The 18,496-nt window shown below is 42.0% G+C and carries 16 protein-coding genes; 12 read left to right on the plus strand and 4 right to left on the minus strand.

Features of this window, described 5'->3' with window-relative positions:
* The first annotated feature begins 210 nt into the window (after window positions 1-210).
* The 5 genes from IPZ60_RS12805 to IPZ60_RS12825 all read left to right on the plus strand — a co-directional run bounded on the left by IPZ60_RS12805 (window position 211) and on the right by IPZ60_RS12825 (window position 3,793).
* Window positions 211-447: a PA3496 family putative envelope integrity protein gene (locus tag IPZ60_RS12805; protein WP_110924075.1), complete on the plus strand. Its 237-nt coding sequence runs from the start codon at window positions 211-213 to the stop codon at window positions 445-447.
* A 293-nt stretch (window positions 448-740) separates the two neighbouring features.
* Window positions 741-1,298 (plus strand): YecA family protein, encoded by a 558-nt coding sequence (locus IPZ60_RS12810; RefSeq protein ID WP_110924074.1) that lies wholly within the window; start codon window positions 741-743, stop codon window positions 1,296-1,298.
* Between the two features lie 94 nt (window positions 1,299-1,392).
* The gene (locus IPZ60_RS12815) at window positions 1,393-1,857 is read left to right on the plus strand and encodes a YbjQ family protein (RefSeq protein WP_194198132.1); all 465 of its coding nucleotides are present in this window, start codon (window positions 1,393-1,395) and stop codon (window positions 1,855-1,857) included.
* A 49-nt stretch (window positions 1,858-1,906) separates the two neighbouring features.
* Window positions 1,907-2,377 (plus strand): YbjQ family protein, encoded by a 471-nt coding sequence (locus IPZ60_RS12820; protein ID WP_110924071.1) that lies wholly within the window; start codon window positions 1,907-1,909, stop codon window positions 2,375-2,377.
* Window positions 2,378-2,869: 492 nt separating this feature from the next.
* Window positions 2,870-3,793: a bile acid:sodium symporter family protein gene (locus tag IPZ60_RS12825; protein ID WP_110924069.1), complete on the plus strand. Its 924-nt coding sequence runs from the start codon at window positions 2,870-2,872 to the stop codon at window positions 3,791-3,793.
* Window positions 3,794-3,985: 192 nt separating this feature from the next.
* On the opposite strand, the gene IPZ60_RS12830 is transcribed toward IPZ60_RS12825, so the two are convergent.
* Window positions 3,986-5,158 (minus strand): formate/nitrite transporter family protein, encoded by a 1,173-nt coding sequence (locus tag IPZ60_RS12830; protein ID WP_320108740.1) that lies wholly within the window; start codon window positions 5,156-5,158, stop codon window positions 3,986-3,988.
* Between the two features lie 316 nt (window positions 5,159-5,474).
* Between IPZ60_RS12830 and IPZ60_RS12835 the strand changes: the two genes are divergently transcribed.
* The 6 genes from IPZ60_RS12835 to IPZ60_RS12860 all read left to right on the plus strand — a co-directional run bounded on the left by IPZ60_RS12835 (window position 5,475) and on the right by IPZ60_RS12860 (window position 14,695).
* Window positions 5,475-8,420 carry a valine--tRNA ligase gene (locus IPZ60_RS12835; protein ID WP_194198133.1) on the plus strand — a complete coding sequence of 982 codons (2,946 nt, stop codon included), beginning with the start codon at window positions 5,475-5,477 and terminating at the stop codon, window positions 8,418-8,420.
* 358 nt (window positions 8,421-8,778) lie between these two features.
* Complete coding sequence (locus tag IPZ60_RS12840) at window positions 8,779-10,233, plus strand: Na+/H+ antiporter family protein (protein ID WP_194198134.1); 1,455 nt, start codon at window positions 8,779-8,781, stop codon at window positions 10,231-10,233.
* A 224-nt stretch (window positions 10,234-10,457) separates the two neighbouring features.
* Window positions 10,458-12,059, plus strand: a complete 1,602-nt coding sequence (locus IPZ60_RS12845; protein ID WP_194198135.1) for a hypothetical protein — start codon at window positions 10,458-10,460, stop codon at window positions 12,057-12,059.
* A 52-nt stretch (window positions 12,060-12,111) separates the two neighbouring features.
* Window positions 12,112-13,413 carry a VWA domain-containing protein gene (locus IPZ60_RS12850; protein ID WP_194198136.1) on the plus strand — a complete coding sequence of 434 codons (1,302 nt, stop codon included), beginning with the start codon at window positions 12,112-12,114 and terminating at the stop codon, window positions 13,411-13,413.
* A 405-nt stretch (window positions 13,414-13,818) separates the two neighbouring features.
* On the plus strand, window positions 13,819-14,241 hold the full coding sequence (locus IPZ60_RS12855) for a YbaN family protein (RefSeq protein ID WP_194198137.1): 423 nt from the start codon (window positions 13,819-13,821) through the stop codon (window positions 14,239-14,241).
* 244 nt (window positions 14,242-14,485) lie between these two features.
* A complete protein-coding gene (locus IPZ60_RS12860) occupies window positions 14,486-14,695 on the plus strand; it encodes a cold-shock protein (RefSeq protein ID WP_045453470.1) in 210 nt (69 codons plus the stop codon).
* A gap of 245 nt (window positions 14,696-14,940) precedes the next feature.
* Here IPZ60_RS12860 and IPZ60_RS12865 read toward each other — a convergent pair whose 3' ends face one another.
* Entirely contained in the window at window positions 14,941-16,023 is a 1,083-nt protein-coding gene (locus IPZ60_RS12865; RefSeq protein ID WP_194198138.1) for a YeiH family protein, read from the minus strand.
* 223 nt (window positions 16,024-16,246) lie between these two features.
* Here IPZ60_RS12865 and IPZ60_RS12870 point away from each other — a divergent pair, with 223 nt between their 5' ends.
* A complete protein-coding gene (locus IPZ60_RS12870) occupies window positions 16,247-17,182 on the plus strand; it encodes a LysR substrate-binding domain-containing protein (RefSeq protein ID WP_194198139.1) in 936 nt (311 codons plus the stop codon).
* Window positions 17,183-17,324: 142 nt separating this feature from the next.
* Here the strand turns inward: IPZ60_RS12870 and IPZ60_RS12875 are convergent, their stop codons facing one another.
* Window positions 17,325-17,786 (minus strand): universal stress protein, encoded by a 462-nt coding sequence (locus IPZ60_RS12875; protein ID WP_194198140.1) that lies wholly within the window; start codon window positions 17,784-17,786, stop codon window positions 17,325-17,327.
* Between the two features lie 90 nt (window positions 17,787-17,876).
* Entirely contained in the window at window positions 17,877-18,338 is a 462-nt protein-coding gene (locus tag IPZ60_RS12880; protein ID WP_194198141.1) for a universal stress protein, read from the minus strand.
* Between the last annotated feature and the right edge of the window lie 158 nt (window positions 18,339-18,496).

Raw genomic sequence — 18,496 nt, forward strand, 5'->3', positions numbered from 1 at the left:
AGTATCTATGTAATGATGTTTAATTAATGGCAATTTTCCTGTTTTTATGTACACAATTGTCTGTTATATTGCCCACATCATTACCTTGGTATTGCAGCCAAAATAGGCCATAGTGATAAAAAGCATTGACAACGTTCAGTAGAGACTTTATAAGGCATATATATATTAATGTATTCTTAATACCTTTGCCAAAAATGATAGGAGTTTGTCATGAGTGACGCTGATATTGACAACGATTTTGATGATGATTTCATCGATGATGATGATGCAAAGATGGTGGAAGAGGCTGAGACGAGTGTACGTACGCGCTTAAGCAGTCTTGAAAAACGTCGTCTAATCGATAATTTGTTAGAAGAAAAACGGTTGGCTAAAGAGCTAAAAGACGATTTAGATGACATCGATAACTTCGATGAAGATGGCGATGACTGGGATGATGACGACTTTTAAATTTTAGAATAAAGGTCTCACACAATATAATAAAGTTAAGTCATTTAAGCCGACTAAAGCCACGTAATAATGGCTCATCACCTAATGGTATTAGGTTAATGATATCTTATTTATTACTTTTCTATGGTTGCCAGCAGCCCATTCTATGCAGTAATTCTGACTTTATAATGGTTGTTTGAATGTTTATTCGAATGACCTTTATCCTCAAATTATCACTGATTTTGCACGTAACTGAACGTTTATTGCGCATTTATTAAGACTGTCGCAATCCACCTTTCAAGGACAACTACACCATGAGTAACCAATTAAGTTTTGACGAATTACTAGACTATATGGACAATCAAGAGAGCCAGTTTGTGCTCGACAGTGTCGCTGCGCATGGTTTTTTGACGGCGACAGTCATTGGTCGTCCATTGCCTAACTGGATGGATGCATTGTTTGAAGGCCACACTAGTGAGATTCCAGAAAACGTGATCGATGGCATCACACGCTGGCGTGATTCGATCATCGCTGAGTTAAAAAACGAGACGCCTATCGAGCTACCGTTTGGTGAAGACGCTGGTGATGAAGAAGTGGCCGTCGACTTTTCAGATGACTCAGATATCGTTGCTTGGTCAATCGGCTTTGTCGATGCGATGTATGGTGATGAAGCCAGTGATTGGTTTGAAGATGAAGAAACCGCAGAAGACGTGGCAGTGTTGACTTTGCCAATGATCGTATTGAGCGGTATTGATGACGAAGATCCAGAGCTTGCTGAGATGCGTAAAGATGAAGATAAGCTGGTGCAAATGGCCAATAGCATTGAAGGCAATTTGACTGAGCTGTTTTTGTTGTTTCATACCAATGATTAACATTTTTGTATTTAATAAGCGGTACTATTAATAGCGCTGCTTATTATATTTCATGCAGTTTTACACCTCTTTAACTCACTGATAAGGTCGTAACATGACTGTACAGCTCTCTAATCTTGAACACTTACCTAATTATCAAATCACCGAGCGTTTAGATGTGGTGTACGGCAGTACGGTACGCTCAAAGCACGTCGGTAAAGACTTGTTTGCTGGACTAAAAAACATCGTCGGTGGTGAGCTGACGGCTTATACCGAGCTGCTAGAAGAGTCGCGCCAAGAAGCGATAGACCGCATGATCGTCAAGGCAGAGTCTTTGGGTGCTGACGCAGTCGTTGGTTTGCGTTTTTCGACCTCTAGTATCGCGCAGGGAGCCTCTGAGCTGTTTGTTTATGGTACTGCTGTCAAAGCAATACCGATGCCGCAGCAGTCACTTCAAAACCCGCCAAGCGATTCTCATTATCAAACGGGTCAATCGCATCACTCAGGTCAACACCCAAGTACGCAAACCCCATCATCAGAACCTACTGATGAATTGCCACGTTTCAATCCTTTTGGTTAGATAACCGAATCTTAAAGCATTGATGCTTTTGTATGATAAGAGACGTGCTATGAACAACTCCCTTACCCAATTTCTCATCAACTATGCACCGTTTGTTTTATTATTCGCGGCTGGTTGGTTTTTTGGCACGCGTCACGAGCGTCAGCATTTGGCACAGTTGAGCATCGACGAGCAAGCACTCAGTCATATCATTGTGTCAAGTGAGCGCTTTTATCGTCCCAATATTGCGGCTAATAGTCAGGGTGAGCTGGTACTAGGTAGTGTGGTGATTGGTCAAGATTACTTCAAAATGATTATCGCCCGCGTCTTAAGTATCTTTGGTAAAAACCTCACCACCTACGAGACGTTATTAGATCGCGCCCGCCGTGAGGCTATCGTACGGATGCGTACCGAGGCCAATGCCAAAGGTTGTAATCATATTTATGGTCTACGTCTTGAGGTGACTAACGTCAATCAACTAGGCAGCATGGTAGAAGCCATCGCCTATGGTACGGCAGTCATCAGTACTGACCGTCACTAAAGTCCTGCCAATTTAAGATATATCCTTAATCTTACCTTCTTTCTTATCCCCAAAATAAGCACTTGTCTTAATTATCCTTGCATTGCTATCAATGTCTAACAAGAAATTATAGAGGGTCGATTATATGATGCCTGATTCCTTTCTTAGCGGCCAATCTACTCGTGTTAGGCCTAACAATATAAATAAGGGTATACCTTAAGGTTTTTCTATACTTTTATATGGTGGATATCCTACGTTTGAATACTGACTGGTGAGTAGTTGAATAAAATGGATAAAGCTGCCTGTACAACGATATACTTTATGATACCGCTCTATTACGATTAGTGAATATATGTGAAAGATGGCATGGAATGCTGTCGAGTAATGTTGTCATACAAAACGTTGATGACTGCGATGGCTTTTACCCAAAATATCAGCAGGATTGGCTGATTTAGCATCACAAAGTTGTCATAAAACTGCCTATGTAAGGGCTCTATCTACAAGGATGTAGTTATGGAAGGTGTGGAGTTAGTCACGTTTGTAAATTCAAAAGTCATTCCCATTGGTATTTTTTTGATCATGATGGGGATGGGTCTGTCCTTAGTTACCAATGACTTTAAAAGAGTCGTCAAATACCCCAAAGCAGTCGCAATAGGCCTAACCAATCAGCTGATCTTCTTGCCATTGGTTGGTTTTGCCTTGGCAACCTCGATGTCCCTAGAACCTGAATATGCCGTTGGGGTTATGTTACTGGTGCTTTGTCCTGGCGGCACCACCTCAAACCTATTCACTTATTTGGCCAAAGGTGACGTCGCACTGTCGGTCACCATGACCGCTATTGCAAGCGTCATTACCGTGTTTACCATTCCTATCGTCCTCAGTTTTTCGCTTGTGTACTTCATGGGCGCGGGTAGTGAGTTTCAGTTGCCAGTGGTCAAAACCATGGTCAGCTTGATTGCTCTGACTATCTTACCTGTGAGCGTTGGTATGTTGATCAAACGCTATGCGCCCACGGTTGCAGATAAGACACAGGTTATGGTTTCTCGTTTTGGCGTGATATTCCTCAGCTTCTTGGTGCTATTCCTAAGCTATGTGCAAAAAGACATCATTGTAGAAGCCTTGATAGCCACTGGCCCTGTATCATTGATATTGAACGTGTCAACGATGGCGCTTGGTTATTACACCAGTAAATGGTTTGGTCTGAATCCAGCACAAAGAAGATCGATCACCATGGAAGTCGGCCTACAGAACAGTACGCTTTCGATGTTTATGGCATTGACATTATTGGCCAATTATAAAATGTCGCTGACGCCAGCTATTTATACGCTAATCATGTTCTTAACCGCAGGTATTATGGTGAGAGTATTCAGTGCGCAACACAATAAGGCGAAGCAAACTGAGATAGACAGTAGTGTGATGGCAGCACGTAGACTTTAATCTGAAGATTATAAATTACTCAGTCGCTTTTTAATTAACCGCTCTATAAATTGCGACTAAGTCTTTATTGATTGAACCCCATAACCAGCTTGATATTTCAAAGTCTGTTATGGGGTTTTTGCATTTATGGCTACTATATCTCATTACATACAGTCTGTAGAACATAGCGCAAGACAGGGTTGAGGACAGAGCTTAACGACGACGTACATCTACTCTTTCTTTGGCATTGGCTGTCTGCTCTTTCACTTTTTCAATTTCAAACAAGAACGTGCGGTTTTTCAGTACTGCGACAAACACCACGCCACCGACCGTATTACCCACCAGTACCACTGCCAAGAAGACTAAATATCGCCATAGGCTGACGGTATTGCCATAAAGCAAGGCAGAAAATACCTCAATATTACCCACGATACTGTGATGTAAACCCAAAAATCCGATACTGCCCGTAATGATGGTAACTAAGACAATGCGGCTCAGTGTATCGCGTGCCGAGGTCACCAGCCACGCCGTCACGCCCATCATCCAACCTGCCAATACTGCACTACCAAATATCACCCACCATTCAAATCCTAAGACATGCTCGGCATACGCGTCAATGTCGCTGACGCTGAACAACTGCATGTTTAAACCGAGGCCAATCATTAACGCAGCAAATAAACAACCACCAACGACGTTACCAGCGATCACGATGCCCCATAGACGCAGCAACTTAGCCAACGGTTCAATACCGTTGAGTACTGGTAGACTCAAGAGGGATGTTTGTTCGGTAAACAATAGTGACTGACCAATAACAACGATAATAAAGCCGATGGGGTAAAGTAACGAGGCGAGTACGAGGGCGTATTCACTGGGTAGTACTCTGCTGAGGAGCGCAAAAGCTGATAAAATCATAAAGAAGCTAATACCAATCTCAAGCCCAGCGGTAAAAGCACTGGTGAATAGCGAGCCAAGCGAGCGCTCAAAGGTCTCTTTGGCATCCATGACTTGCTCAACTAAAATACTGGCATAGCTTTTTGCATGACTCAAATTGTCATCATTGGCGACTTTTTTGATGGTTTCTTTGTCTTCGTCACTGATTTCTTCTGGCAGATCATTATCTTTTAGGTCTTCAGTGACGTTTGTCTCATTGGTGTTCTCATTATTATTGTCATTATTATTGTCATTAGCTTTGCCATTGGGACTGCTTTCTTGAGAGTCTTTTTGGTTGCTTTTTTGCTGACTGTCTTGACGGCCTTCTTGCTGGTCTTTTTTCTGGCTTCTTTGAAATTCTTCTTTATGACTTTCATCAGCTAAGTGCTCATAATCTGTAGATGAGGTCTGCAAGTCTTTTTGATGTTCAGTATGACTATCAATATCTTGGGGCACGGTAAACTCACTGGTTAAGAGATAATAGTTTTGCTATATAAGAAGTATCGAACGTAGAGACAGAAACTATATTGAGACAGAAGTTATATTCTATCGTACGACGATCGCTGATTATGTTTAGCATTGAGCCGATTGCTGTTGTTAATTGTTTAATAATTTGCTCAAAAACTGCCTTCAGGCTTTATAAATTGCCTTACCATCTAACAAAATCTGCCTATCTGCGTTAAAATCACTCTATTCGTTATTTTCCTAATTTTATATTCGCTTTAATTCAATTAACTTTGATCACATTCAATCAATAAAAGATAATGCCATTATGAGTAACCACAACCTAACCGCTTCTATCCAAGCGGCCTTAAGCCAACTTGAAAACGCCTATAATCCTGCGGAAGTCGAAGCAGGCATGTATCAGGGCTGGGAAGAAAGCGGCTATTTTCAGCCGACTTTTGACAAAGACGAGTCATTTTCTATCGCACTACCACCGCCGAACGTCACTGGCTCGCTGCATATGGGACATGGTTTTAACAATGCAATCATGGATGCGCTCACGCGTTATCACCGCATGGATGGTGATAACACACTGTGGCAGCCAGGTACGGATCATGCTGGTATCGCAACCCAAATGGTCGTTGAACGTCGTTTGGAGGCGCAAGGTATCAAGCGCCGTGATATGACGCGTGAAGACTTCATCGATAAAGTATGGGAATGGAAAGAAGAGTCGGGCGGCAATATCACCAGCCAAATTCGCCGTTTGGGCAGCTCGGTTGACTGGTCGCGTGAGCGTTTTACCATGGATGATGGTCTGTCTAACGCGGTAAAAGAAGTGTTCGTACGCCTGTTCGACGATGGTTTAATTTATCGTGGTAAGCGTTTGGTTAACTGGGATCCGAAGTTCCAAACCGCGCTATCTGATTTAGAAGTGGAAAACCACGACGAGAAAGGTAGCTTGTGGCATTTCCGCTATCATTTCACGGATGCAGAGCTAACGACTCAAGATGGCAAAAACTATCTGGTCGTTGCTACTACACGTCCTGAGACATTGCTTGGTGATACCGCTGTCGCCGTCAATCCTAGCGATGAGCGTTATGCACATTTAGTCGGAAAAACCATTACCTTGCCAATTACGGGTCGTGTCGTGCCTATCGTCGCTGATGATTATGTCGAAAAAGACTTCGGTACGGGTTGTGTCAAAATCACCCCAGCACACGATTTCAACGATTATGAATTGGGTCGTCGTCATAGCTTGCCATTGATTAATATCCTCGATGAGCGCGCCAATATCTTAGCATCGATGGAAGTCTATCCTGATCTGCAAACGCGTGAGCCAGAGTTAGAGACCACGCCTAGCGAATACGCAGGACTTGAGCGTTTTGCCGCTCGTAAGTTCCTTGTGGAGCAAGCAGGCGAGCAGGGCTGGCTAGAAGATATCGAAGACTACGCACTCAAAGCCCCACGTGCTGAGCGTGGCGGTACGATCGTTGAGCCATGGTTGACCGATCAGTGGTATGTCGCTGTCAAAGAGCTGGCCAAGCCTGCGATTGACGCGGTAGAAGACGGCAGCATCGAGTTCGTCCCTGCACAGTACAAAAACATGTATATGTCGTGGATGACCGATCTGCAAGACTGGTGCATTAGCCGTCAGTTGTGGTGGGGTCATCGTATCCCTGCATGGTATGACGATGCGACGGGTGAAATCTATGTCGCCCGTGACGAAGCCGAGGTGCGTAGCAAGTATAGTCTCAGCGATGATATCGTATTGCGCCAAGATAATGATGTGCTCGATACGTGGTTCAGCTCTGGTCTATGGACGTTCAGTACGCTTGACTGGGCAGACGTCAACGCTGATCCACGCGTGATGGATACCTTTCATCCAACCAGCGTATTGGTGACAGGTTTTGACATTATCTTCTTTTGGGTTGCCCGCATGATTATGATGACCATGCACTTCGTGAAAAACGAAGACGGCACGCCGCAAGTACCGTTTAAGACCGTTTATGTGCATGGTCTGGTACGTGATGGTAATGGTCAAAAAATGTCAAAATCAAAAGGCAACGTCTTAGATCCGATTGATTTGATCGACGGTATTGATCTGGAAGCATTGGTAGAAAAGCGCACCAGCAATATGATGAATCCAAAAGATGCGGCCAAAATCGAAAAACAAACGCGTAAAGAATTCCCAGAAGGCATCCCAGCCTTTGGTACGGATGCATTGCGCTTTACCTTTACATCCTTAGCTAGTACCGGTCGCGATATTAACTTTGATCTAAAGCGTGTCGAAGGCTATCGTAATTTCTGTAATAAAATTTGGAATGCCAGCCGTTTTGTACTCATGAACTGTGTCGATAGTGAAGGTGCTGCCAAGTCTATCGACCAAACGGCAAACCCTGACGTTTGGGAATTACCAGAAAAATGGATCATGAGTCGTCTGAACTCTACCGTTGCCGATATCCATCAGCATTTCGCTCAGTATCGTCTCGATATGGTCAGCCAAGATATCTATGAGTTCATCTGGAATGAGTACTGTGATTGGTATGTTGAGCTTGCCAAAGCCAGTCTAAATGATGACTCGGTGTCTGACGAGCGTAAAGCGCAAATCCGCTATGTGCTGCTGCACGTGTTAGAGACGGCGCTACGCTTTAGCCATCCAATCATGCCGTATCTGACCGAGCAAATCTGGCAGACGGTCGCACCGCTACTGGGTCGTAAAAACACCGATAGCATTGTGGTCGCTGACTATCCAAAAACGGATGAGGCACAAATCAGTGAGCAGGTTGAGGCGGATATGGCGTGGCTACAAGAGCTAATCGCTAGCGTCCGTAACATTCGTGGTGAGATGAAACTGGGCAACGCCGTACGTCTGCCAGTGCTACTACAAAATATCTCTGCTGATGAAGATGCGCGTCTGTCACGTATCAAAAACCAGTTCAAAGCGCTTGCCAAAGTCGAGAGCTTAGAGATTATAAATAGTGGTGACGGCTCTGATCAAAAGATTCCACTATCGTCATCAAGTATGGTTGGTCAGCTACGTGTCCTCGTACCGATGAAAGGTCTGATTGATCCAACGGCTGAGCTGGCACGTTTGGGTAAGTCATATGATAAGTTGAAAGGTCAAGCAGAAGGCATCGCGCGTAAGCTAGATAATGAAGGCTTTGTGAGTAAAGCGCCTGCGGAAGTGGTCGATGCTGAGAAAGCGAAACTGGCTGAGCTAGAAGGTCAGTTGACGGCGATGACAGCGCAGATGGAAGAGTTAAAGAACCTGTAATTGCTATGACAATAGCTGTATGAATAAAAAACGCTATCACAATTGTGATGGCGTTTTTTATTGTCAAGATGACGGTCAGTAAAATGCCCATATATAGTCAAAGAAATCTAAAACAGCTACAAGGCAACCGACCGCAGATTGTACATATAGTACTTCTAGGGAGGGTAACACCGTAGCGGTTTAGTAGTTCGCTGACTATAGCATCGTCCAAACGTACACTGTTAAGGAGTAGTAATACGTTAGTAGCCAAATAGGAATGACTCCTCAGCGTTAAGGGGTGTATATTGCATGCTGTTTTTTTATTTTTGAGTTCACTTTACCCATTTGATTTATTTGAAACATTATTTTGAGGGATATTATGTTAGCTGCTTATCGAGATGATACGTTTTTTCTTAATCGAGCGTTACCTGTACTGGTTGCTTTAGCGGCTATTTATGGACTGTTGTCGTTGCTGTCTATTCCGATCAATGCTGTGGTGTTGGCCATTGTACTCATGGTTGTATTCTGTCTTATCAAGATTCCTGTTGCGGTTTCTTTGGTCTCAGCGGCTTTGCTAGGTGGTCTGCATGCACAAATGGCGTTTCCAGATATCTTGCAAGTATTGAATGACAACTTGCTCAGTGGTGCGCAGGTAGGTATGACTTATATCATGGTCGGTGCATTTGCCGTTGCACTGTCGAGGAGTGGTGTGCTTGATTGGGTCGCGCAAAAAATGGCTCGTAGCCTAAATCGTGAAGGTGCTCATGTACGCAAACAGGTCAAATGGATGTTGTTTATACTGTTCATTGTCGCCTCATTACTCTCACAAAACTTGATTCCAGTACATATTGCTTTTATTCCAGTACTTATCCCGCCATTACTTGGATTGATGAATCGTCTACAAATTGATCGTCGTGCCATCGCTTGTATTCTGGCTTGTGGTATCAGTGCGTCTTATCTGTTATTACCGTTTGGCTTTGGTGCGATTTATCTCAACGAAATTTTATTAGAAAATTTTAATACGGTGGGTGCGGCATCTGGGTTTGTTGCCACAGCGAGTATGGCGCCTAAAGCGATGTTTTTTCCAGTGATGGGTATTTTGGCTGGTATGCTGGTCGCTGTATTTATCACGTATCGTAAGCCACGCGCTTATATCGAATCACAAAAACAAGAAATGTCAGTATCAGCCGATCAAGAAAAAATAGAAATAGGCATACAGCCTTTGCTATTTACCGCATTGGCCGTGATAGTGGTATTGCTGTTCCAAATGTATTTTGATTCATTGTTTATTGGCGCAATGATAGGGTTTATGATTCTTGGCTTCTCTGGTATTTATCGCTGGCGAGCTCAGGATGATGTCTTTACTCAAGGCGTTCGATTAATGGCTGAAATCGCCGTGATTATTACTATCGCCTCCAGTTTCGGCGCGGTATTAACGGCTACAGGTGACATCGATCCATTAGTGGCTTCTGCGACTCATATTTTAGGTGATAATAAGCTGTTCGGTGCTGCAATGATGCTAATCGTGGGTTTGTTTATCACGATTGGTTTTGGTGATTCGTTTGCCTCTGTACCGATTTTGGCGCCGATTTATATTCCATTATGCGTAGCGCTTGGTTTTTCTCCATTAGCGACACTGGCTATGCTTGGTGCGTCTGCGGCATTGGGTGATGCTGGTTCGCCTGCGTCTACACTCACGCTTGGTGCGACTGCTGGTCTAAATGCGGATGGACAGCATGACCATATCAAAGACAGTGTGATTCCGACTTTTTTCCATGCCAATATTGGTATGCTGCTATTTACTTTGGTCGCTGTGGTATGGCTGTTGGGCTAAACTGGCTGAGTGTGAAGGGTGGTTGACCGCGATGACAGCGCAGATGGAGCAGTTGAAAGCGTTGTAAGTCAATGTAGTAAGAAGTCTGATAGTAAAAAAATGCCTCCATGATGGGGGTGTTTTTTTGAGTTGACAGCTGGTTTTTTAATCATTAAATAGATAATTGTGTGGTATCATTTATTTTTTAGTTTATAAATACTGATTTTTATAAAAGGTTGATATTCATGGAATGCTCTGCAGAAGATTATGAGAATGAAGAATTTGAAAATATTTTTATAAAAATTATCTGTAATTCTTTAGATAAGTCTTTCAGGGAATGCAAGAATAATAGGTTTAATGTCATTGATTTTTTGATCATAAGTAAATTAAAAGAAAATAATTTAGACTTTGACTATGAAGATTTTCTTTTAATTGAAGGCGTTGAGCTGATTATAGATAGAGTTTCTTTTCCATCCAATTATAAAATAAGTAAGAAAGTTGAAGATATAATAAAAAATATTTATTCCGTAAAGTGGAATTTCTGTAATATTACATTTGATATAACTAAATATATAGAAAGGTCTGAATTTAATGAATGTTGTTTTACAAAAGATATTTTCTTACAGAAAAGTATCCCAAGCATAAATGTAAAACCATATCATGAAAATTTTATTTTTTTTGAGTGCGTATTTGAGAAAGATGTAACAATTGGATGGGAGACGATAGGTAGGTTGGAGATTTATAAAGGCTTATTTTTGGATTGTGTATTTATAAATAATTTGAAACTATTTAATACATCTTTCAAATTTCCTTTCTTCTCGAATTCAGAATTTTACTCTAATACAGAGTATGATGATTTATGTGTATACCCTATAAGATATATAAAAATAATAGTAATAGAAAACTGTATTTTTGATTCTAATTTCTCTATAAATGGCATAGATTTAGAAAAAAGTACAGATAAAGTTAACGTTAAAAATTATTTGTCAAATCTAAAGAGTTCTATGTTTATAGAAGATCTATGTATTAAGAATAGTAAGTTCAATAAGAAGTTTGAGTTAAAGTATTCATCAGTGAAAAATATTGATTTTGATAATTCTAACGTGGATGGTATTTTTGATGTATATAAAAGTTCATTTATAAAAGCTAAGTTTCGTAAGAGTATTTTCAAAGAATTTGCTGCATTTGAATATGTGGTATTTGGTGATGGAAAAAAAGAAAATATAACAGATTTTATCTATACTACCTTCAAAGATTTTTCTAATTTTAGAAATACAAAATTTAAATCAGGTTTAAATTTTTCTAGTGCCAACATAAAACAAGAACCTAATTTTTTAAATACTAATATTAATTTAGTGGGAACAGATAGAGAGACATTGAGAATAATAAAAAATTCTTTCGAAAAAAATAATAAAAAAATAGAGGCGAGTCGTTTTTTTACCTATGAAATGAGGGAGTATAGAAAAGAAACAAAGTGGATAAAAAACCCTTTTAGAAGATTTGTTTTAAACGCTAACTATGTAATATCTGGATTTGGAAACAATTATGTTTGGCCGATATTAATCTTATGTGCATCTGTAGCATTATATGTTCATCTTCTTATACATCAAAACGAATGGGTAATTAAGACGTTAAATTTAGTGAATATAATAGGAGGTGATAGAGCTGTCTCTTGGTTTGATACAGTAACTTATTATGCTAATGAAGGGTCGAAGGTGATTATTCCTTTTAATAAATTATTAGAAGCTAAACAAGGTTTTGAGTTTATAAGTCTACTTTTCTTTATATGGTTTGGAGTCTTAATTTGGCAAACAGTTGTTGCAGTTAAAAGAAATACGCAGCATTAAACAGTAGTATAAAATTCTATAACAATAATATTTAATTTGTATAAGGAACACCATGAACCATCTCACCGTCGGACAACGCGCGCCTCTAAGCAATCTTGCTATTGACGATACCGCACCAATCACGCTTAAGTTCACTCGTCAAAGCCCAATAGAGATGGACATTAGCTGCTTTGCCTTAGACGCAGCGGGCAAACTGATCAACGATGATTACATGGTGTTTTATAATCAGCCAACCTCTCCATGCGGGCAAATCAAGCTCACCCATTACGAGTCGCAGCCAACGGCAAATAAAGGTATCCAAGCCGAGTTTGAAGTCAATTTATCCAAATTGGCTGCGAATATAGACAGTTTATTTTTCGTATTATCAGCCGACACCCCGCTGAATCAAATTCAATCGTTAGAGATTGGTATTTGGCAACAATCGCAAAAAGCACAGGCAGAATATCAAGCAGCAGACTTTGCCCAGCAGCAAGCCAGTATGCTGATGCAACTTTATCGTAAAAGTGGCGTTTGGCGAGTATCCAACGTTGCGCAAGGATTTAATGGTGGACTTGCCGCCATCGTGCAGCATTTCGGTGGTGACGTAGAAGAGGGCAGCCCACAAGTACTCGAGCCGACCGCAGCGCCAGTTCAAGCAAAACCATCGCTTGAAAAGGTCATGCTAGACAAGGCGCCTAAACTCGTCAATCTGGCCAAAAAAGCCACAATATCGCTTGAAAAACGCCAATTGCAGCAATTAACGGCAAAGGTAGCGTTGGTGTTAGATGCCTCAGGCTCAATGAACAGACAGTACAAAAAAGGCCGCGTGCAAGAGGTAGTCAACCGCATATTGCCATTGGCAGTGAGCTTCGATGACGACCAAGCGCTAGACTGCTGGGCGTTTGCACGAGATCCGCAGTACTTGGGTGAGATTGGGCTGAGCAACTATGACGGTTTCATTGACAACGCTCATGGCGGCTGGCGCAAATGGGCACTTGGCCCGCGCATCAACAACGAAGCAGAGGTCATGAAAGCAGTCACTGAGTTTTATCAAAAGGACGGCTTGGATGTGCCTGTCTACGTGCTATTTATCAGTGATGGCGGGGTGAATGACAATCGCGGTATCACTAGAGTCATGACGGAAGCCGCGAAACTGCCGATATTCTGGCAGTTTGTGGGCTTGGGTGGTCGTGGTTATGGCATCCTAAAAAAACTAGACGACATGGCAGGGCGCGTGATTGATAATTGCGACTTTTTTGAACTAGATGATTTGGATGATATCAGCGAAGAAGCCTTGTATGAAAACATGCTAGAAGAGTTCCCAATGTGGCTAAAAGAAGCCAAGCAGCTTGGGATAGTGATTGGCGGTAACTAGGGCATATCTTCAATCCACTCGATAGTTATCTAAATGGGCTAAAAACAGCTAAATTTTGTCAAACATCGTCAAATAGCTGGTTAATATCCCGATATTATCTGCACTATTTTCCTCATTTGACGGCAATTTATCTCATTTTTATCACCATTTTTGAAATGAAGACACGCCCTAATAACCAGTCGATAAATACCTAGATAGGTATCCATAAAGATAACGCAAGAGATAGGTTTGGTTGTTTATTTACCCATCATTAACCAAACCTACCTATTTATAGCAAAAACCTCGCAAAAATAGTCTTGTATCGCTTTCGGTGGTATTGCATGCTTACTTACCTATATAGGTAGCTATCTTATAAATCAGTAGCTGCTTGCCTTTATCGCCGTATTGTCTAAAAACATGACTTCTATGACTCAATCAAAAAAAACGTTTTATCACCGTCCCAAGACCAATCAATCGAAGAGCCCTACCGTACGTTGGCTTTTTTTGACGTTAGGCTGGCTGTTTTTTGTATTGGGAATAGTGGGGGCGTTACTACCAGTGATGCCCACCGCGCCATTTATATTGCTAGCAGCAGGGTGCTGGGCGCGTAGCTCAAGACGTTTTCATTTTTGGCTCATTAATCATAAGTTTTTTGGGAAGTTTGTCCGTGATTGGGAAAATAATCATGCAGTCCCTTACTATGCCAAGTGGTTAGCGACGATAATGATGGCAATATCGACGTCTATGTTATTTTATCGTTTACCTGCTGATATGATGTGGATGGCATGGGCGGTAGCGGCGGTCTGTAGTGGGGTAGCGGTGTATTTGTTCCGATTACCAAATGCCTAAAAAACAGTGAAAATAGGACAAAAAACAGCGAAAAAAGGCCTCCAGTTACACGAAATCTCAGATAGGACTTGCGAAATCAGGATGTTCGACTTATAATATGCCCAAGCTTAAGAGCAGTTCTGCACCAAATCATTACCTCGTAGTATTAGTTATAATCCTTCGTTTTAATATTTATCGTTCAGTAGCTATTTGCAAGCGTTACCGGTCACTAGGCCATTAATAAATTTAAAAGTAGGATTATATTATGTCAGACGTTCAAAAAGGTACAGTTAAGTGGTTCAACGAAGCTAAAGGTTTCGGTTTTATCGCTCCAGAAACTGGCGCAGACGTTTTTGCTCATTACAGCGAAATCACTGGTTCAGGCTTCAAAACTTTAGCTGAAGGCCAAGAAGTTGAGTTCACTGTAACTCAAGGTCAAAAAGGCCCACAAGCACATAACATCGTTGCTATCTAATTTGTCTTTATAGACAGATAGATGAATAGATGTAGAAAAGCGAACCTTCGGGTTCGTTTTTTTTCGTCTATCATTTGTCATTTGATATGAGTCATTAAATATCAAATGGCTTTTACATCAAAATATAGAATCAAAAATGCCTACGTACTATTTCGATAGTCGTAGGCATTTCTGTTTTTAGAGAGTGTGGTGAAGGATGGGGCGTTAGAGATTGAGGCTAGCGTAGCGCTGAAGAAGTGAATCTATCAAATAGAGCTAATACCAATATTAATCAGGCCACCGCCGATGATTAACCAAGCAAACATAATAGCCCCCAAGATGAGTGGCTTCACGCCAGCTTGTTTAATCGCGCTCAGATGAGTCGTCAATCCCAGTGCAAACATAGCCATCGTCAGCAATATATCATCAAACTTGACCATGCTTCGCTCAAAGCTGTCAGACATCGGCATCCATGTGTGCAATACAACAATAAGAATAAAAATAAAGGCGAACCATGGCACATTGACTTGTTGAATACGGCTCATGATGGAAGGCTTATTGCCATGATCGTTGCTGCCTTTGGTCAACGCAAAAGATAAAATCAGTAGAAAAGGGGCGAGCATCATGACGCGTATCATTTTGGTCACGACAGCTGTATTACCGACCTCAGGATTGATCGCGTTACCTGCGACCACGACTTGAGCGACTTCGTGTATGGTTGAGCCAGTATAGATGCCGTATTGTTGAGCATTTAGCCAAGGCTGCAACCAACCGAGATGATATAAAAATGGATAGAGCAGCATCGCAATAGTGCCAAAGACAACTACTGTAGCCACAGCAATAGTGACTTTATGTGCTTCTGCTTTGACCACTGGCTCTGCGGCAATGACTGCGGCTGCTCCGCAAATACTAGCGCCTGAGCCAATCAATAGAGTCGTTTTTTTATCGACTTTCAGCCATCTCGTGCCTAGCCAATAAGTCAGTAGAAAGGTCGATATCAGTACCAGTGCATCGGTCATAATCGCTGGCATACCCACGCTAGCCACTTGAGTCATCGTCAGCTTAAACCCATAAAACATAATCGCTAAGCGCAAGATTTGACCTTTGGCAAAGCATACGCCAGCATTTAGCTGCTCAGCGAAACTAGGATACACCGTATTGCCCAACAGCATACCGAACAAAATCGCCAATGTTAAAGAAGATAATCCGACGATGCGCCCGTTCGACCAAGTGTCTAGACCAGTATTAAGCCATAAACAAAATAAGCTACCGACCAGCACCACGACCAATCCTGCTAAGTGCCGATTGCTTGGAAAGTAACGATTTACTGAGTGGGCAAAAGTATGCATGACAGACCTATCCTATTATCGCTAATCGAAATAAGCATAAACTTATGAATAGACAGTATAAGATAAGCTGATTTATAATAAAAACAGATTGATAAGATACGAACTATCGATTTTTTGGGTTAGTTATGATTGTCTAAGGTTAATAAAAAAGATATTAAGATTGAACCAAGATAGGTATAGCAAAGAAAATAGGCTAAAAACTGACATAAGGCATCATGAACTAATGAAAAAAGCGATGCAGACGCTACCGAAGATTACGCTAAAGCAATTGGCGGTATTTGTGAGTATTTATCAGACGGGCAGCACCAGCCGTGCCAGTGAAGAGCTGCATTTATCACAGTCAGCCGTCAGTAGCGCGTTGACTGAGCTGGAATCCAGATTGCAAATGCCGTTGTTTGAGCGCGTTGGTCGTCGGCTCAATCAGCACCCGAATGCCCATCCCATTTATATACAAGCGCAAGCAATCTTGGGGCAGTCATTAACGCTTGAGCATTATCATAAGCACCAAGCAGGACAGATTCATATTGGTGCGAGTACTACCATAGGCAATTATGTATTGCCACCGCTGCTGGCTAAATTATATAAAGCACTGCCAGATGCGAGTGTGAACACCTATATTGCCAATACCCAAGAAGTGGTCGCTGAGGTTGAGCAACTCAATATCGATATTGCCCTAGTAGAAGGGATGCCGCGTCCGACAGATATGAAAGCCATTGAACAACGAGAATGGCGAACGGACAAATTAATGATATTTGCCAAGCGTGATAGTCAGTGGCTAGTAGATATAGCATCCTATAATGATGCGGGCGATTGCTACGAGCTTAGTATTGAACAACTGGCACGATTGCCATTACTGGTGCGAGAGACAGGCTCAGGTACGCGGCAGATCATCGATGAGCAGTTGCTAAAGCATTTACCCGATGCGGACGTCATTATGGCGATTCAACAATCAGAAGCCATCAAGCATATGGTCAGTGCCGATATTGGGTTGGGTTGTCTGTCGCAGTATGTGATTGATCCAGAGCTGGCAGCAGGTACATTAGTACAAGTGAATGTGGCAGGAATCGATCTGTCACGGACATGGTGGCTAGTCTGGCACAAAGCTCGCCATCAAAGTCCTATTTGGCAGACGTTTATTGATATTTTGACATCAGAGTAACGACTGCAAGGTAATGATTGAAAGGTTGAAAATAGATAATAAAAAGCGCTCCATAACATATGCTATGAAACGCTTTATTAAGGCCTATTTTTAATACAAGCCACTTAGTTTAAACCTCATTAACTAAACTTTGAAATGTAAGCTATTTTGAGACAGGTTTATCCAGTCTAACCACCAAACTATCACAAGGCACGTTTGGTAAGATGTTATCTGCAGTGGCACCGCTTAACCAAGCGACAATACCATGGCGTTCGTGACGACCGATGACCAATAAATCTACATCGTGCTTATGACAATAGTTGACGATACCTTCACTATTCGAGATAGCAGTGGTTACTTCAGACGTAACGGCATTTAATTGGTTGCGTTCCAAAAATTCTGCTAGTTTGGCTCGAGCTTCTTGACAGCGTTCATCATCAATCTCATCGTATAAGCTAGAGGCTGGCACCAGCTCATAGCCAAAACCAACCATTGTATCTTTGACAATATGCAGTACCGATAATTTAGAGCCAGGACGGTTATCGACGATACGTTTGGCCTTTTGGGCGACCACGTCAGCATCAGATAACAAGTCGGTAACCAGTAATATATGTTGATAACTCATGAGCGATTCCTCGTGGCAGGTAGTCTTCACTATAGCACTACCTATGGTTGCTGTTAAGTAGTTCTGGGCTGTCATTGCCTAAATAATTGACTACTCTGGTACAGGCTGATCGAGCTTCACTACTAGACTGTCGCAAGGCACGTTTGGCAATATACTGTCTGCCGTTGCTCCCATCAACCAAGCGGCAATACCGTGGCGCTCATGGCGTCCGATAATGAGTAAATCGACGGCCTTTTCTTGGCAGTAATTGACAATGCCTTTGCTGTTGGAGATGGCGGCAGTCACCTCAGAGTTGGCTGCATTGAGCTCATTGTACTCTAAGAACTGTGCTAACTTTGCTCGAGCTTCTTGCCAGTGCTCGCCATCGACATCACCCGATAGACTAGAGGCAGGTACTAACTCATACCCAAAGCGTACCATATCATCCTCAACGATATGTAAGACTGACAGTCTCGCTTCAGGAGAGCCTGCAAGGATGCGCTTGGCTTTTAGAGCAACTTCGTTCGCATCAGGCAATAAGTCTGTCACTAATAAAACATGTCGGTAGCTCATCAGGTGCTCCTAATTAGTAGTTAACTTTATAGTAACAGTGACGCACGCCTTTGTTAAGGGCTAAAACCACTATTTAATTGTGGGAATGACTGGATAAGGTGCTTTCGGTTTTGATACAACGCTTTGTTAGAACGGTCTTAACAAAAAAGGTTTCGATA

The sequence above is a fragment of the Psychrobacter sp. NG25 genome, assembly GCF_015234355.1.
GTDB lineage: Bacteria > Pseudomonadota > Gammaproteobacteria > Pseudomonadales > Moraxellaceae > Psychrobacter.

Coding starts and splice junctions, on each gene's coding strand:
- IPZ60_RS12805 (WP_110924075.1), top strand. CDS start 211: ATGAGTGACGCTGATATTGACAACGATTTTGATGATGATTTCATCGAT.
- IPZ60_RS12810 (WP_110924074.1), top strand. CDS start 741: ATGAGTAACCAATTAAGTTTTGACGAATTACTAGACTATATGGACAAT.
- IPZ60_RS12815 (WP_194198132.1), top strand. CDS start 1,393: ATGACTGTACAGCTCTCTAATCTTGAACACTTACCTAATTATCAAATC.
- IPZ60_RS12820 (WP_110924071.1), top strand. CDS start 1,907: ATGAACAACTCCCTTACCCAATTTCTCATCAACTATGCACCGTTTGTT.
- IPZ60_RS12825 (WP_110924069.1), top strand. CDS start 2,870: ATGGAAGGTGTGGAGTTAGTCACGTTTGTAAATTCAAAAGTCATTCCC.
- IPZ60_RS12835 (WP_194198133.1), top strand. CDS start 5,475: ATGAGTAACCACAACCTAACCGCTTCTATCCAAGCGGCCTTAAGCCAA.
- IPZ60_RS12840 (WP_194198134.1), top strand. CDS start 8,779: ATGTTAGCTGCTTATCGAGATGATACGTTTTTTCTTAATCGAGCGTTA.
- IPZ60_RS12845 (WP_194198135.1), top strand. CDS start 10,458: ATGGAATGCTCTGCAGAAGATTATGAGAATGAAGAATTTGAAAATATT.
- IPZ60_RS12850 (WP_194198136.1), top strand. CDS start 12,112: ATGAACCATCTCACCGTCGGACAACGCGCGCCTCTAAGCAATCTTGCT.
- IPZ60_RS12855 (WP_194198137.1), top strand. CDS start 13,819: ATGACTCAATCAAAAAAAACGTTTTATCACCGTCCCAAGACCAATCAA.
- IPZ60_RS12860 (WP_045453470.1), top strand. CDS start 14,486: ATGTCAGACGTTCAAAAAGGTACAGTTAAGTGGTTCAACGAAGCTAAA.
- IPZ60_RS12865 (WP_194198138.1), bottom strand. CDS start 16,023: ATGCATACTTTTGCCCACTCAGTAAATCGTTACTTTCCAAGCAATCGG.
- IPZ60_RS12870 (WP_194198139.1), top strand. CDS start 16,247: ATGAAAAAAGCGATGCAGACGCTACCGAAGATTACGCTAAAGCAATTG.
- IPZ60_RS12875 (WP_194198140.1), bottom strand. CDS start 17,786: ATGAGTTATCAACATATATTACTGGTTACCGACTTGTTATCTGATGCT.
- IPZ60_RS12880 (WP_194198141.1), bottom strand. CDS start 18,338: ATGAGCTACCGACATGTTTTATTAGTGACAGACTTATTGCCTGATGCG.